Source organism: Flavobacterium phragmitis (assembly GCF_900112575.1).
In the GTDB taxonomy this organism is placed as follows: Bacteria; Bacteroidota; Bacteroidia; order Flavobacteriales; family Flavobacteriaceae; genus Flavobacterium; species Flavobacterium phragmitis.
The window spans coordinates 59473-75124 of the sequence record NZ_FOMH01000013.1 but is presented as its reverse complement, the minus strand read 5'-3'; the positions used below and the strand labels follow the sequence as shown (position 1 = coordinate 75124).

Below are 15652 nucleotides of genomic sequence, written 5' to 3'. Positions count from 1 at the left end.
AATTACAATTACAATACCTCAACATAAATAATTAAACATGAAAATCTGCATTATCAACGGTCCCAATTTGAATCTTTTAGGAAAACGTGAACCGGAAGTTTACGGAAGCCAAACTTTTGAAGAATATTTTGAAACGTTGAAAGAGAAATTTCCAAACATCGAACTTTCTTATTACCAAAGTAATATTGAAGGCGAATTGATTGGAAAAATTCAGGAAGTTGGTTTTTCATTCGATGGTATTATTTTGAACGCCGGTGCTTATACTCATACTTCTATTGGTTTGGGAGATGCGATGAAAGCGGTTACAACTGCAGTGATTGAAGTGCATATTTCTAATACTTATGCAAGAGAAAGTTTCAGACATCAATCGTATTTATCTGGAAATGCAAAAGGGGTTATTTTAGGCTTCGGATTAAAAAGCTACGAATTAGCAATTCAATCTTTTCTATAAATACTGTCAACCTGAGCGAAGTTGGAGAACTTATTCCCTTTAAAGGGCTTCGACTTCGCTCAGCCTGACAAACGCAATTTACTTAACTAAAAATACAAGTCTTGAGTTCATCAATTCACTTGTCTTAATTTAACAAATTATTAATAGGCTCGTTTTTAAGTTATTCTATTTTTGTAAGAGAAACTAATTACATGAGAAACTTTACGCTACTTGCCTTTTTAATTTTTTCTATTTCTAATTTCGCCCAAATCAAAGGAACAGTAACCGATGAAAAAGGAAATCCATTGCCGTTTGTCTCTATTTTTGAAGAAGGAACTTATAGAGGAACGACTTCAAACGAGCAGGGACAATATCAATTGCAGGTAAAAGAAATTGGTAAAAACCGAATTGTATTTCAGTATTTAGGCTTTAAAACTCAAAAAATTACCGTTTCTCCCGATTCCAAAACTGTTACTTTGGATGTAAAACTGCTTGAAGAGAGCTTTGCCTTAAATGAGGTTGTGATTGATCCTAAAAACAATCCAGCTAATGCTATTATAAAAAATGCCATTGTAAACAAAAAAGAAAACTCAGAAAAAACAGCTCGTTATACTGCCGATTTTTATTCTAAAGGAATGTTTAAAGTAAAAGATCTTCCTAAAAAAATCCTGGGTCAAAAAGTAGATCTCGGTGCTGATATGGCTTCCAATCTGGATTCGACCGGAACGGGAATTTTATATTTATCTGAAACCGTTTCGAAAATTGCTTTTGAAAAACCTGCCAAATTAAAAGAGAAAATCATTGCTTCTAAAATCTCGGGAAACAACCGTGGTTACAGCTACAACACCGCCGCTTTGTCTACTTATGATTTTTATGATAATGCTTTAGATTTTGATGTCAAAATGATTTCTCCTATTGCAGATAATGCTTTCAATTATTACAAATACAAATTAGAAGGAAGTTTTTATGACGATAATAATAAGCAGATTTATAAAATAAAAATCTTTCCCAAACGAGACAAAGAACCCGTTTTTGAAGGCTACATTTATATAGTAGATGATAGTTTTGCTATTTATGCTATTGATTTGGATATAAAAGGCTACAGGATGAAAAACGAGTTTACCGAAACCATGTCTCTGACTCAAAGCTTCAGTTATAACGCAAAAAACAAAATCTGGTCTAAAAATGCACAGACTCTTTCTTTTACTGCTGGACTTTTTGGAATAAAATTCTCTGGAAACTTTAATTACGTTTATTCTAATTATGAGTTTCCTGCTTCTTTTGAAAAGAAAACATTTGGAAATGAAATTGTTTCTTTTGAAGCCAACGCCAATAAAAAAGACAATGCCTTTTGGAATGAAATTCGTCCGATTCCGCTAACAATCGAAGAAAGCAATGATTATACTAAGAAGGACAGTCTTTTAGTCATCCGAAAATCAAAAAAATATACTGACTCCATAGATGCCAAAAACAATAAATTTAAAGTTTGGGATATTTTGATGGGTTATGATTATAAAAACACATTCAAACAATATTCTTTTAATTATCAAGGTTTATTGAATATTGCTTCCTTAAGCTTCAATACTGTTCAGGGATTTAATTTAGATTCTGGCTTTTCATTCAAGAAAGAAAATGAAGAAAAAGGAAAATCAACTTCTATTGGAACCACCTTTAATTATGGTTTTTCAGACGAGCGTTTTAGAGCAACTGGATATTTTTCGCATAAATTCAATAACATCAATTATGCTACAATTGGAGCTTCGGGCGGAACAAAAGTCGCTCAATTTAATAGTGCTGAACCCATTACAAAACTGGTCAATTCTATAAGTTCTTTATTTTTTAAAGATAACTATATGAAATTGTACAACTTGGAATATGCTCAAGTTAATTATTCTCAAGATGTTTTAAACGGAGTGAATCTCTTTGCAAAAGTGGCTTATGAACAAAGAAAACCTCTTTTTAATACTACTGATTATTCTTTCTTTAAAAGAGATGACTTGTATACTTCAAATAATCCGCTTGATCCAAATGATTTTACTTCAGCACCATTTGAGCAACATCACTTATTTAAAACTGGTATAAATGCGCGAATTAATTTCGGAAACAAATACATCTCAAGACCTGATGGAAGATATAATTTTAAAGATGATCGATATCCAACTGTAACTTTAGGTTTCGAAAAAGCTTTTGCAGCAAGCGAAAAAAAATATGAATTTGAGAGAATCGGCGCTGCAGTACAATATGATTTAAACTTAAACAACAAAGGTACTTTAGGCATGAATTTAAGAGCTGGAAAATTCTTTAATGCTGAGAATATTTCTTTTATAGATTACAGACATTTCAATGGAAATCAAACTCACATTGGAACGACGGGTCGTTACTTAAATGTTTTCAATTTAATGCCTTATTATGCCAACAGCACAAACGATAGTTATTTGGAAATGCATTTGGAACACAACGATAACGGCTATATTATGAATAAAATTCCGTTATTGAATCTTTTAAAATCAACAATGAATATCGGGTTTCATTCGCTGGCCATTCCAGACCGAAAACCTTATACCGAATATACAATTGGTTTAGACAATTTAGGTTTTGGTAAATTCAAATTATTCCGCGTAGATTATGTGCATTCCTATCAAGGAGGAGTTCAGCAAAATGGTGTTGTGTTTGGGCTGAAGATTTTGAATGCGTTAGACTAAGATGCTAAGTTGCTAAAGTTCTGTTATTCTAAATTTTCTTCCTTTTATATTACAGAACTTTTATATCAAATTCAAAAAACCGCTTAAATTGCAATCTACTTGAACAGAGTGTAATTTAAACAGTTTTCTTTTTGAATTATGAAAATCTTTGTGCGGGCTTCGACTTCAGCCTGACAAAAATTAATATTATCATAGAACTTAGAATATCAAAACCTCAGCAACTTTAACAATTATAATCATCTGGTTCAACATGAATTAATACATGTCCTAATTCAGGATTATTTTCCCTCAATGTATCTTTCAGTTTATGTGCCAAATCATGTCCTTCTTTAACAGATATCTTTGCCGAAACAATAGCATGGAGATCGACATGATACTTCATTCCAGCTTTGCGGATAAAACATTTTTCAGTTCCCAAAATCCCAGGAACAGTAAGGGCTACAACACGAATCTCTTCTACCAAATCCTCATTTAAATTTTCATCCATAATTTCGCCAAGGGCGGGTCTGAAAATTTTATAACTATTATATAAAATAAAAAATGCAGCAAAAAGAGCAGCCCAATCATCTGCCGATTCGTAGCCTTTTCCCATTATCAGAGCTATCGAAATTCCGATAAAAGCCGCTACAGAAGTTATCGCGTCGCTTCTATGATGCCATGCGTCTGCGGCCAAAGAAGAACTATTGGTTTGTTTACTTCGTTTCATTACCAAACGAAAAGAATATTCTTTCCATATTATAATAGCTCCCAAAACATACAATGTCCAAGATTTAGGCAATTCATGAGAAGTCCCGATATTGGCAATACTTTCGTACCCAATAATTGTTGCAGATGTAATTAAAAACCCAACAACCAAAAATGTAATTAAAGGTTCTGCGCGACCATGACCGTAAGGATGATTTTCATCAGCTGGCTTATTCGAATATTTGATTCCAAACAGTACCAAAAAAGATGCAAATATATCCGTTGTCGATTCGATTGCATCTGCAATCAAGGCATAAGAATTGCCAAAAAAACCTGCCAGTCCTTTTATCAAGGCCAGACAGGTGTTTCCTATTATACTAAAAATAGTAGCTTTTATAGCTTTTTGTTCGTTTGTCATTTAAAGACATTTATTTTTTTGCCACGAATTACACAAATTACAAGAAGACTAACATTGTGTCTTATTTCACTAATTTTTAAAAATTAAATTCGTGTAATTGAATTTCAAAAATTAAAAATTAGTGCAATTTGTGAATTGCTTCGCCAGTTCGCTATCGCTCGGGTCGTGGCTAACTTTTATTTAAGCTCTAACGATTTTTGCGCCGATTGCTCTTAAACGCTCATCGATACGTTCGTATCCACGGTCGATTTGCTCGATATTCTGGATAGTACTTGTTCCTTTTGCAGAAAGCGCCGCAATCAACAATGAGATTCCCGCACGAATATCAGGAGAAGACATTGTAGTTGCTTTTAACTGAGATTCGAAATTATGTCCCATAACCACAGCTCTGTGCGGATCACATAACATGATTTTTGCTCCCATATCGATTAGTTTATCCACGAAGAACAAACGGCTTTCGAACATTTTTTGGTGAATTAAAACGTCTCCTTTTGCTTGAGTAGCTACAACTAAAACGATACTTAACAAGTCAGGCGTAAATCCCGGCCAAGGTGCATCGGCAATAGTTAAGATAGAACCGTCGATGTCTGTTTTTACTTCGTATCCGTCTTTATGAGCCGGAATGTAAATATCGTCATTACGTTTTTCGATTGTAATACCTAATTTTCTAAAAGTATTTGGAATCAAACCTAAATTTTCCCAGCTTACATTTTTGATTGTAATTTCGCTTTTTGTCATAGCCGCAAGACCAATCCAAGAACCAATTTCAATCATATCTGGAAGGATTCTGTGCTCGCATCCCCCAAGGCTTTCAACTCCTTCGATAGTCAATAAGTTAGAACCAACTCCAGTGATTTTAGCTCCCATAGAGTTTAACATTTTGCATAACTGCTGTAAGTAAGGCTCGCAAGCTGCATTGTAAACTGTCGTTTTTCCTTTTGCTAAAACAGCAGCCATTACAATGTTTGCTGTTCCAGTTACAGATGCTTCGTCTAAAAGCATGTCTGTTCCTTGAAGTCCTTCTTCTGGAGATTCTACTCCGTAAAAGTGATCTTCTCTGTTGTATCTAAATTTTGCTCCAAGGTTAATAAAACCTTCAAAGTGCGTATCTAATCTACGACGGCCAATTTTATCACCTCCTGGTTTCGGAATATATCCTTTTCCAAAACGAGCTAAAAGAGGTCCAACAATCATAATAGAACCACGAAGCGCTCCACCTTCTTTTTTGAAAGCTTCCGTTTCTAAATATCCAACATTAACCTCATCTGCTTGAAAAGTAATCGAACCTGGTTCGTTACGCTGGATTTTCACCCCTAAATTCCCCAACAAAGTGATTAATTTATTGATGTCTATAATATCAGGAATGTTATTAATTTTTACTTTCTCTCCTGTCAGCAGCACGGCACATAAAATTTGTAACGCCTCATTTTTTGCTCCCTGTGGAGTGATTTCTCCTTTTAAAGGCGTTCCTCCCTCGATTTTAAAAATTCCCATAGATCTTTGTTAAGGTTCTTTCAAAGTTTCTAAGATTCTGAGATCCTAAGACTCTAAGTAAAAAACTTAGCATCTTAGAAACTTAGCGTCTAAGTAGCTTTTTTATTTTTGATTATTGTTTTTTTGAAAATTCTTTTTTTGTCCTCCTTTATTGTTATTCTTGTTATTCTGAGCCTTTGGCTGTGCTCCAGAAGCTGTCTTATTCGACATGCGTTTGTTTGTACGCATTAAATCTGTCGTATTTAACAACTCTTCTGTACTGTGCAGTAAGTTTATTTTTCCACCAGACAGTTCATATAAATGTTCGAAAATCACATCGTCTTTTACCGTGTCCTTATTCCAGCTTAAGAAAGACTTTTTCATGTGGTTGGCAATGACCATTACCAATGCATTTTTCATCTCTCCTTCTTCCCATTTATTGGCAACATCAATCATATATTTGATATTATTTCCATAAAATCTATATTTTGGAAAGTTCTGCGGATATTGTAAAATCTCTGGCTTTAACTGCAAAACGTCTCTTGACGGAATCGGATATGGCGATTCAACATTCAGTTTAAAATCAGACATTATAAAAAGCTGATCCCAAAGTTTATGCTGAAAATCTGGCACATCACGCAAATGCGGATTCAAACTTCCCATAACCTGAATGATATATTTCGCCGCTTTATTGCGCGTTTCATCATCTTCGATTGCAGTAGCCTGATCGATTAATTTTTGTAAATGACGACCATACTCTGGAATAATTAAACGCTGTCTTTCAGAATTGTATTCCAAATTATACACAACGTCGCTTGCGGCTTCTCTTTTATATTTTTCGATCATAAGTTTATAATGAAACTATACCTTCAATTGTAGAAACTTCTTTGTATTTACTAATCACATCGTCTGAGCTGTGCATCGTAACGTCTACAGAAACACTGGTAAATTTGCCTGTTTTAGATTTTGTTGTTTTAATAACCGCTCCCATTCGATCAAAAGCTTTTTCGACACGCTCCACATTGTCTGCTACAGAAGGCACAATAAATTTGTATAAATATTCTGCTGGCCAAGTGTTTGCGTTATCAAGCTCTACTTTTAATCTTTCGTAAAATTCGGCGGTATTTTTTTCTTTATCGTTCTCCATTCGTAATTAAAAATAAACGCAAATATACGTTTTTGATTTCAGACTTTTGATTTTAGATTTTAGATTTTTTTTGGGGTTAAAACTTTGTTTTAAAGGGACAAAGTTACAAAGACGCAAAGGTGCAGAGAAAAATGCAATCGAAGATTATTTCTTTGTAAAATTTACGCTTATATTTGAGAAAGCATTACTATAAAATTTGCTCGCAAAGTCGCTAAGAAGCAAAGTTTTTAAGTTTAATTAATTTCTTTGGGTCTCTGCGACTTTGCGAGATTAAAATACATTACAATGAAAAAAATACTTTTACTTTTTATCGTTCTTATATCCAGCAATATCCAAGCACAAGAAATCAAAACATTAACTTATTTCCAAAATGACACTTTAAAGCTGGATTTAGATTTATATCTGCCAAAGAAAAAAGCTGGCGAGAAAATCCCTTTGATTATGTTTGCTTTTGGCGGAGGATTTTCTGGCGGAGAACGTACAAACGAAAAAGATTTTGGAAAATTCATGGCGCAAAACGGCTATGCTGTCGCGAGTATTTCGTACAGTTTATACATGAAAGGAAAAGATTTTGGATGTAAAGGAACTTTGACTGAAAAAATAAAAGCAATCCAAATTGGCGTAAGCGATATGTGGCAGGCCACTGCTTTTTTAATTGAGAATGCAGACAAATACAATCTGGATACTTCAAAAATCTTTATTTCGGGAATTAGTGCCGGTGCCGAAATTGGTTTTCATGCTTCGTTTTGGGATTACAAACTGATGAATTTATACAAAACTAATTTGCCCGAAAATTTCAAATACAAAGGTTTTATTGGAGGTTCTGGAGCCATTCAGGATATTAATTTGATAACAAAAGAAAAAGCAATTCCGATGTTATTAGCACATGGAAGCAATGATGACACGGTTCCATATGCTGCAGGTTCACATCGTTCTTGTCCGACAAATGCCTCGGGCTGGTTGATTCTTTTTGGTTCTTATGCCGTTTATAACCAAATGAGAGATTTACATAAAGATATCGAACTGATTACTTTTTGTGGTGGCGGACATGAATTCTCTGGTTATCTTTTTCATGAAGGTCAACAATATGTTTTAGATTTTGTAAATGATGTTTTGAAAGGAAAGAAATTTGAGTCGCATTTGATTGAACCTTCTAAAAAAGGGAAAAACTCTGGGAAGTATTCGTTTTGTGAGTAAATCTTACAACTATCATTTGATTTCCTGCAAGGTTTCCAAAACCTTGTAGGTATAAAATTTACACAGCATTAAATATGTGCCGAACCTACGGCTCTTAAGACCCTAAACTTTTATTTGATGGACGAATTAAAATTCGTCCCTACAATATTTATCGAACCTAAGGGCTCTTTTGCTAAAGTTCCGAAGGAACGATTTATTTTGTAGCAACGGATTTCAATCCGTTGTTTTGAATGGACATATAAAAAGAGTTCCATCGGAACGAAACATATAAAATTGAAAATCGAAATACACCTACAAGGTTTTGAAAACCTTGCAGGAGGAATCATCGTATAAATAATTCCAAAAACAAAACCATGTCTCTCTCCTAGCCCTGATTGAGGCGATATCCTTTTGTGGCGGGGTTCGCCATAAAAGATATAGCCGAAAGCAGGAATCCATATCTGCTAAAAATGCCAAATCTTTCGCTTCTAGTAAATATTCTTTTTAATTATGAATAAGTTTAGGTAAATTTGCGCTTTATTTTTAGAATTGTGCAAAAACAAATCATAGTTTTACTTGGCGGTCCCGGTACTGGAAAATCAACACTTATTAACGAATTGGTAGCTCGTGGCTTTTGCTGCTATCCTGAAATCTCCAGACAGGTTACCATGAAAGCACAACAAGAAGGCATTGAACAACTGTTCTTGGAAAAGCCTCTTTTGTTTAGCGAAATGCTTTTGGAAGGTCGTATCCAACAATATAAAAATGCTCTTAACGAACCTGATAATATCGTTTTTATAGACAGAGGAATTCCTGATGTAGTTGCTTATATGGATTATATTGGCGACGAATATCCGGAATATTTTACAAAGGCTTGTGAAGACTATAAATACACTAAAACTTTCATTCTGCCACCTTGGGAAGAAATTTACCAAAGCGATACAGAACGCTATGAAAATTTTGAGCAGGCTGTTAAAATTCAGGAACATCTTATTGAGACCTATAAAAAATACGGTTACGAACTAATTGGGGTTCCAAAAGATACGGTTGAAAACAGAATTCTTTATATCTTAGACAAAATTTAGCGAAAGGTTTTAAAGTTGCAAAACTAGAACTGTTTTCTAAATTTTTAACTTTAAAACTAATGCAATGCTCGGAGCGCAGGATATTCTTCTAAAATACTGGAAACACGACAGTTTTAGACCGTTGCAAAAAGAAATCATCGATTCGGTTCTGGAAGGACAGGATACTTTTGCGGTGCTTCCAACAGGAGGTGGAAAATCAATTTGTTTTCAGGTTCCCGCTATGATGCAAGAAGGAATTTGTCTGGTTATTTCGCCTTTGATTGCTTTGATGAAAGACCAAGTAATGAATCTTCAGAAAAGAGAAATCAAAGCTATTGCTCTTACGGGCGGTATTCACACTGAAGAAATCATAGATTTACTGGATAATTGTCAATATGGAAATTATAAATTTCTATACATGTCACCGGAAAGATTACAATCGGACTGGATTCTCGAGCGCATTAAAAATCTTCCCATTAATTTAATTGCTATTGACGAAGCGCATTGTGTTTCGCAATGGGGCCATGATTTTAGACCAGCTTATCTTAAAATTTCTGAACTAAAAAAATTCTTTCCTAAAATTCCTTTTCTGGCTTTAACTGCAACAGCAACTCCAAGAGTTATTGAAGATATCAGAACGCAATTAGAATTAAAAAATCCAAGACATTTTCAACAATCATTTGAGCGAAAAAATATTGCTTATATGGTTTTTGAAGTGGAAGATAAACTTTACAGAACGGAACAAATTCTAAAAAAGAATCCACAGCCTTCTATTATATATGTCCGAAATCGTAAGGCTTGTCTGAATATGTCTTCGCAATTGCAATCTTTAGGATTTACTTCAACTTATTATCACGGCGGACTTTCGGCAAAAGAAAAGGACAAAAACATGCAATTGTGGATGTCGCAGCAAGCTCAGGTGATTGTTGCCACGAATGCTTTTGGAATGGGAATTGACAAAGACAATGTTAAAACCGTTATTCATACGCAACTTCCTGAGAATTTAGAGAATTATTATCAGGAATCTGGAAGAGCGGGACGAAATGGCGCAAAAGCTTTTTCGGTTTTGCTTTACAATAATTCGGATATGATTCAGACCGAGCAGCAGTTTATCAATATTCTTCCTGATAAGAAGTTCTTGAAAACGATGTACATTAAACTCTGTAATTATTTTCAGATTGCCTATGGCGAAGGTTTAGATGAATCTTTTTCTTTTAAACTAAATAGCTTTTGCAACAAATATGAGTTTCCTACTTTGAAAACTTACAACGCTCTGCAGTTTTTAAGTCAGCAGGGAATTATTACGATGTCTCAAGAATTCTCAGAAAAAATCAGCATTCAGTTTTTGCTTGAATCTAAAGAAGTGATTCGCTACATGAGTCTGAATCCCAATGATGAAGAAATCATACTGGCAATTTTGAGAACTTATCCTGGCGTTTATGAGGTAAAATCGAACTTAAATCTCGGATTGATTGCAAAAAAATCGAATCGTTCCGAAGAACAAGTTATCGCTCTTTTAGAAAAACTGAAAGAGAAAGAAATCATAGAATACAAGTCTAAAAATAACGATGCGACCATACTGTTTAATGAAATCCGCGAAGATGATCTTACTATTAATAGAGTTGCAAAATATTTAGAAAAACAAAATCAGGTTAAAAAAGAACAGCTTTCATCTGTTTTACACTACATAAAAGACACTAAAACCTGCAAAAACAGATTGGTGTTGAATTACTTTGGAGAAAAATCCAACGAGAATTGTGGCATCTGCTCTTACTGTATTACCCAAAAAGGAAAAATAACTGAAGCCGATTCTATTGCAGACAAGATTTTATCTTTGCTTAAAACAGCTTCGCTGACTTCGAGAGAAATTGAAAACCAAATCAAAATGGATACAAAAGATATTATTTCGGTTCTTCAAGAGTTGCTCGAAAACAATCATATTATCATACAAGCGAATAATAAATACACTTTAAAATCATAATGGAGAAATTGAGAATTATTTTTATGGGAACGCCAGAATTTGCTGTTGGCATTTTGGACACCATTATAAAAAACAACTATGACGTAGTCGGCGTGATTACTGCTGCAGATAAACCAGCAGGACGCGGGCAAAAAATAAAATATTCGGCTGTAAAGGAATATGCAATTGCCAACAATCTTACCTTATTACAACCAACCAATTTAAAAGACGAGAATTTTTTAGCCGAATTAAAAGCTTTAAATGCCAATTTACAAATTGTAGTGGCTTTTAGAATGCTGCCAAAAGTAGTTTGGGAAATGCCAAGTTTAGGAACTTTTAACCTTCACGCATCTTTATTGCCCAATTATCGCGGTGCGGCGCCAATCAACTGGGCCATTATTAATGGAGAAACCAAAACCGGAGTTACCACTTTCTTTATTGATGATAAAATTGATACTGGTGCGATGATTTTAAATTCGGAAATCGCAATCGAACCAGAAGAAACAGCCGGACAATTACACGATCGTTTGATGAATTTAGGAAGCACAACCGTTATTGATACTTTAAAAGTTATTGAAAACGGAAATGTAACTACAACTATTCAGCAAGACAATGACGACATCAAAACAGCTTATAAACTAAACAAGGAAAACTGTAAAATCGACTGGACAAAATCTGGAGCCGAAATCCATAATTTGATTCGAGGCTTAAGTCCGTATCCAGCTTCTTGGTGTTTTCTAAAGGATAAAGACGAGGAATTAAGCATTAAAATTTACGAGTCAAAACTTATTTCAGAAGCTCATTCATTTGAAATTGGAAAAATTGTAAGCAATAAAAAAGAAATCAAGATTGCAATAAAAGAGGGCTTTGTTCAGTTATTAAGTCTACAATTGCCAGGAAAAAAGAGAATGCTTGCTTCAGAATTATTAAATGGAGTTAGCTTTTCTGACGCTGCAAAAGTCTATTAAGCTCAGTAAAACAGGGGTTTGTACTTGCTTTTCATCGATGAACAACATTCTTTATGAACAAAAAAAGCAAGTTATCAACAATTTTTGCTAAAATTAAAGAAAAGACTTGCACGCAACGGATTTCCTACTAAATTTGTGTATTAACAATTTTTTTTAACCAACAATTAATAACTAATTATTATGAACAAATCAGAATTAATCGATGCTATCGCTGCTGATGCAGGAATTACAAAAGCTGCGGCGAAATTAGCTTTAGAGTCTTTTTTAGGTAACGTAGGGACAACTTTGAAAAAAGGAGGAAGAGTTTCATTAGTAGGTTTCGGATCTTGGTCAGTTTCTTCTAGAGCTGCTAGAGATGGTAGAAACCCTCAAACAGGAAAAACAATCAAAATCGCAGCTAAAAATGTTGTAAAATTCAAAGCTGGAGCTGAATTAGAAGGTGCAGTGAACTAAGTAAGAAAGTTCTCTAAACTTACAATATAATTAAAACCTTCCTTATGGAAGGTTTTTTTATGCGGTTTAACGATTTTTTTTGTGATTTTAATTTTTTTATGATTAAATTTAATAAAAATTGTAACCGTATGATTTCAGAAAAATTAAAAAAAGGACACCTGCTTATTGCCGAGCCTTCAATAATTGGAGATTTATCTTTTAACAGATCGGTAATTTTATTAGCAGACCATAACAAAGAAGGATCAATAGGTTTTATAATTAATAAGCCATTAAAATATACTATTAGTGACTTAATCCCGGAAATTGATGCCAACTTTAAGATATATAACGGAGGGCCTGTAGAACAGGATAATCTTTATTTCATTCACAATATTCCTGAATTAATCCCAAACAGCGTTGAGATTTCGAACGGAATTTATTGGGGAGGCGATTTTGAGTCTACTAAAGACCTTATAAACAGCGGTGCTATCAGCAAAAACAACATTCGCTTTTTCTTAGGGTATACTGGCTGGGACGAAAATCAGCTCGAAAATGAAATGCAGGGAAACTCTTGGATTATTGCTGATAATAATTATAAGAATAAAATTATTGGAAAATCCACCACTCATTTCTGGAAAGAGCAGATTATTGAGCTTGGAGGCGATTATCTTATTTGGTCTAATGCACCTGAAAATCCATATCTGAATTAATTTTCAGAAATGGATTCATTTAGTTTCTGCACTAATAAATGAGCCATATTCGCTTTAAACTCCTTTTTTCGATATTTAGTTATCGGCTGTATCCCTGTGATTACATTGGTGAGAAATAATTCGTCAGCTTTTTGAAGATCAAACGGCGAAATTATTTCTTCTGAAACTTCTATGCCTTCTATTTTCTTAGCTAAAGCTAAAATTTGTTTACGCATTATACCATTTAAGGCACCTTCTGAAACTGGTGGCGTAATCAATTTATTTCCCGAAACCATAAAGATATTTCCTTGAAGTGCTTCTACTACATTCTTGCTGTCATTCAGTAAAATACAATTGGCAAGGCCGTTTTCATCTGCAAAAATACTTCCCGTTATATTAATCATCTTATTAGTCGTTTTAAGAGACGATAATAATTGTTTTGTCACATAAAAGTCTTTATACAAATCTACTTCGTATTCGCTTGAATTTACACTATAACCTTTATTTCCAAGAGAAATGGCGTTTATTAAAAATGAAATATCATTTGTTTTAGGAAGATACAAACCGCCATCTTTTCTAAAAACAGTAATTCTGGCTCTTGCCGAAGAAGCTATATTCAATTGATTAACCAAATTAAGAATTTGTTCTTCAAAATATTCCATTGTAAAATCCATAGGAATCATCATTCTAACGACACGCATCGAAGCCATCAATCTAAAATAGTGATCTTCAAGAAACAAGATTTTTCCGTTGACAATTTTTACGGTTTCGAATATTCCGTCGCCATACAAAAAACCGCGGTTTAGAGTTAGTATATTATCTTCTTTCGTTATGTTTCCGTTAAAATTAATCATAAAAAAAACCCTGAATTTTGTTCAGGGCAAATATAAGGTATAAAATAGACTTTTACTAAACAGAACCTATAAGATGTTTTAAGTCTGAGATTTGATTCTCCCACAATTGTTTAGCTTCTCCAAGTTCTTCTTTTTCTGCAAAATCAACTACCATTAATGATACATCTTTAGTCAATTCATCGACTAAAATATGAAGTTCAAAAAAGTAATCAGTGTCTTTACTACTTTCATCAACCCATTTAAATTTTACTTTTTCGCCAGATTTTTTAGATGCTAGACGTGCTTTTTCCTGTGAATCATTCCAGATAAATGTAAAAAACTCTCCTCTTGAATTAACATTGTCAGCAAACCATTCTTGTAATCCTGACGGAGTTGATATATATTGATACAATAATTGTGGCGAAGAATTGATCGGAAACTCTATTTCGTAACGTATTTTTGACTCCATGTGCTACTTTTAATTTTTTTGGAAATATAAGAATATATGTCCAAAAACAATGCGTTTTTAAAAATATTTTTTTTTCTTCATTTTATGCTTGCACGCTTTAATATTATTTCTATCTTTGCACCCGCAATCAGGAATTCATGATAGCAGTCCAGGCGAGGTAGCTCAGTTGGTTAGAGCGCAGGATTCATAACCCTGAGGTCACGGGTTCAACTCCCGTCCTCGCTACCAGGTAAAAGCACCACTTTTTTTAAAGTGGTGTTTTTTTTATCTATAAGTATTTGTAATTTGCATTAGATTTGTGACTTAATATTCTAAGTCAAACCATCAAAAACAGCATTTTTTCAATCTAAGTATTTTATTACCAATGGATATAGTCAAATTTAAAATCACATCGAAAACGATAAAAGTAGAAGTACGTAATTCGAATAATTATGTTTTCAATTTCAATACTGCTTTAGATATTGCAAAAGAAGACAAAGATGTTTTATTAAAACTATACCACGCCTTAGATTTACTTTTTAAAAAAGAAACCCCTCCTGAAGTAAAAAATTATATTTCGCCTAATCAAACCAATATATTGGATCAGATTTCGGATATCGATAAACTTGACCAGGAAAATAAATAACTTTTTATCTTTTAAAACACTGTAATCATTAATTTGATTTGAAAATAGTTGAAGCCTTCAGACTTTTGTTTGAAGGTTTTTCTTTTTAGGGCAATTTCTCCTAATAAATCATTACTTTTAATCTGTATCCATAAAAAAAGTGTTTTCTGTATCTGTACCCAAATCTGCAATAGCAATAATTTTGCTAAAAAAAATATGAACTCTACAGCATCAACACAGGAAAAAACGACATTTAGAGAAGTTTATATATTTGACATGGAGGTTTTACAGCGCATTTTCAGTAAAAACAAATGCGGTAAAACGGAAGACAAAATGCTTTTTGGAATCCCTTTTCTTCTCAGTAAAAAAGGGAATAGAATCAATGCCTTTGCGAGTTTGATTTTGGATCAAAACAATGAGATCCAATTTAAGATTTATGATGACGAAAATCTTACTGATAAAGAAGAGGCAACATTCAACGCATACATTGTAAATTTTCTGAAGAAAAAAAGAAGCGCCAATTTCAATAACGCTGTACAATTAAAAAAAAGCACAGAACATTTTGTTCATTATCTCAGTTTTTAAATGTTTTATGAAAAACCA

16 protein-coding genes and 1 tRNA gene are annotated in these 15652 nt (G+C 33.6%); 11 read left to right on the top strand and 6 right to left on the bottom strand.

What is annotated here, in order from left to right; translation table 11 throughout:
- Window positions 1-37 precede the first annotated feature (37 nt).
- Together aroQ and BM289_RS21120 are read left to right on the top strand one after the other, a co-directional pair.
- A complete protein-coding gene (gene aroQ / locus BM289_RS21125) occupies window positions 38-451 on the top strand; it encodes a type II 3-dehydroquinate dehydratase (RefSeq protein WP_091497294.1) in 414 nt (137 codons plus the stop codon).
- Between the two features lie 191 nt (window positions 452-642).
- Window positions 643-3132: a DUF5686 and carboxypeptidase regulatory-like domain-containing protein gene (locus BM289_RS21120; protein WP_091497292.1), complete on the top strand. Its 2490-nt coding sequence runs from the start codon at window positions 643-645 to the stop codon at window positions 3130-3132.
- 223 nt (window positions 3133-3355) lie between these two features.
- Here BM289_RS21120 and BM289_RS21115 read toward each other — a convergent pair whose 3' ends face one another.
- From BM289_RS21115 to BM289_RS21100, 4 genes are all read right to left on the bottom strand, one after another.
- The gene (locus BM289_RS21115; protein ID WP_091497289.1) at window positions 3356-4234 is read right to left on the bottom strand and encodes a cation diffusion facilitator family transporter; all 879 of its coding nucleotides are present in this window, start codon (window positions 4232-4234) and stop codon (window positions 3356-3358) included.
- A gap of 180 nt (window positions 4235-4414) precedes the next feature.
- The gene (murA, locus tag BM289_RS21110) at window positions 4415-5728 is read right to left on the bottom strand and encodes a UDP-N-acetylglucosamine 1-carboxyvinyltransferase (RefSeq protein ID WP_091497287.1); all 1314 of its coding nucleotides are present in this window, start codon (window positions 5726-5728) and stop codon (window positions 4415-4417) included.
- A gap of 102 nt (window positions 5729-5830) precedes the next feature.
- Window positions 5831-6553 (bottom strand): DUF4290 domain-containing protein, encoded by a 723-nt coding sequence (locus BM289_RS21105; protein ID WP_091497284.1) that lies wholly within the window; start codon window positions 6551-6553, stop codon window positions 5831-5833.
- A 4-nt stretch (window positions 6554-6557) separates the two neighbouring features.
- Entirely contained in the window at window positions 6558-6854 is a 297-nt protein-coding gene (locus tag BM289_RS21100; protein ID WP_066033683.1) for a DUF493 family protein, read from the bottom strand.
- Window positions 6855-7139: 285 nt separating this feature from the next.
- Here BM289_RS21100 and BM289_RS21095 point away from each other — a divergent pair, with 285 nt between their 5' ends.
- The 6 genes from BM289_RS21095 to BM289_RS21070 all read left to right on the top strand — a co-directional run bounded on the left by BM289_RS21095 (window position 7140) and on the right by BM289_RS21070 (window position 13164).
- Window positions 7140-8051, top strand: coding sequence for an alpha/beta hydrolase family protein (locus tag BM289_RS21095; protein WP_091497282.1), 912 nt, complete (start codon window positions 7140-7142; stop codon window positions 8049-8051).
- 530 nt (window positions 8052-8581) lie between these two features.
- On the top strand, window positions 8582-9115 hold the full coding sequence (locus BM289_RS21090; protein WP_091497279.1) for an AAA family ATPase: 534 nt from the start codon (window positions 8582-8584) through the stop codon (window positions 9113-9115).
- A gap of 64 nt (window positions 9116-9179) precedes the next feature.
- Window positions 9180-11075 (top strand): RecQ family ATP-dependent DNA helicase, encoded by a 1896-nt coding sequence (locus tag BM289_RS21085; RefSeq protein WP_091497276.1) that lies wholly within the window; start codon window positions 9180-9182, stop codon window positions 11073-11075.
- The gene (gene fmt / locus BM289_RS21080) at window positions 11075-12022 is read left to right on the top strand and encodes a methionyl-tRNA formyltransferase (protein ID WP_091497273.1); all 948 of its coding nucleotides are present in this window, start codon (window positions 11075-11077) and stop codon (window positions 12020-12022) included. Before BM289_RS21085 ends, fmt begins: the two co-directional genes overlap by 1 nt.
- A 180-nt stretch (window positions 12023-12202) precedes the next feature.
- Window positions 12203-12475, top strand: a complete 273-nt coding sequence (locus BM289_RS21075; RefSeq protein WP_008464760.1) for an HU family DNA-binding protein — start codon at window positions 12203-12205, stop codon at window positions 12473-12475.
- Window positions 12476-12603: 128 nt separating this feature from the next.
- On the top strand, window positions 12604-13164 hold the full coding sequence (locus BM289_RS21070) for a YqgE/AlgH family protein (RefSeq protein WP_091497270.1): 561 nt from the start codon (window positions 12604-12606) through the stop codon (window positions 13162-13164).
- Here BM289_RS21070 and BM289_RS21065 read toward each other — a convergent pair.
- Window positions 13161-13997, bottom strand: coding sequence for an aminotransferase class IV (locus tag BM289_RS21065; protein WP_091497268.1), 837 nt, complete (start codon window positions 13995-13997; stop codon window positions 13161-13163). The two genes, BM289_RS21070 and BM289_RS21065, sit on opposite strands and share 4 nt — an antisense overlap.
- Window positions 13998-14052: 55 nt before the next feature.
- Window positions 14053-14445 carry an START-like domain-containing protein gene (locus BM289_RS21060; protein ID WP_091497265.1) on the bottom strand — a complete coding sequence of 131 codons (393 nt, stop codon included), beginning with the start codon at window positions 14443-14445 and terminating at the stop codon, window positions 14053-14055.
- Window positions 14446-14596: 151 nt separating this feature from the next.
- Between BM289_RS21060 and BM289_RS21055 the strand changes: the two genes are divergently transcribed.
- The 3 genes from BM289_RS21055 (at window position 14597) to BM289_RS21045 (ending at window position 15634) form a co-directional block, all read left to right on the top strand.
- Window positions 14597-14673 (top strand) — tRNA-Met (locus tag BM289_RS21055).
- 136 nt (window positions 14674-14809) lie between these two features.
- A complete protein-coding gene (locus BM289_RS21050) occupies window positions 14810-15070 on the top strand; it encodes a hypothetical protein (RefSeq protein ID WP_091497263.1) in 261 nt (86 codons plus the stop codon).
- A gap of 195 nt (window positions 15071-15265) precedes the next feature.
- Complete coding sequence (locus BM289_RS21045; RefSeq protein WP_091497260.1) at window positions 15266-15634, top strand: hypothetical protein; 369 nt, start codon at window positions 15266-15268, stop codon at window positions 15632-15634.
- Window positions 15635-15652 lie beyond the last annotated feature (18 nt).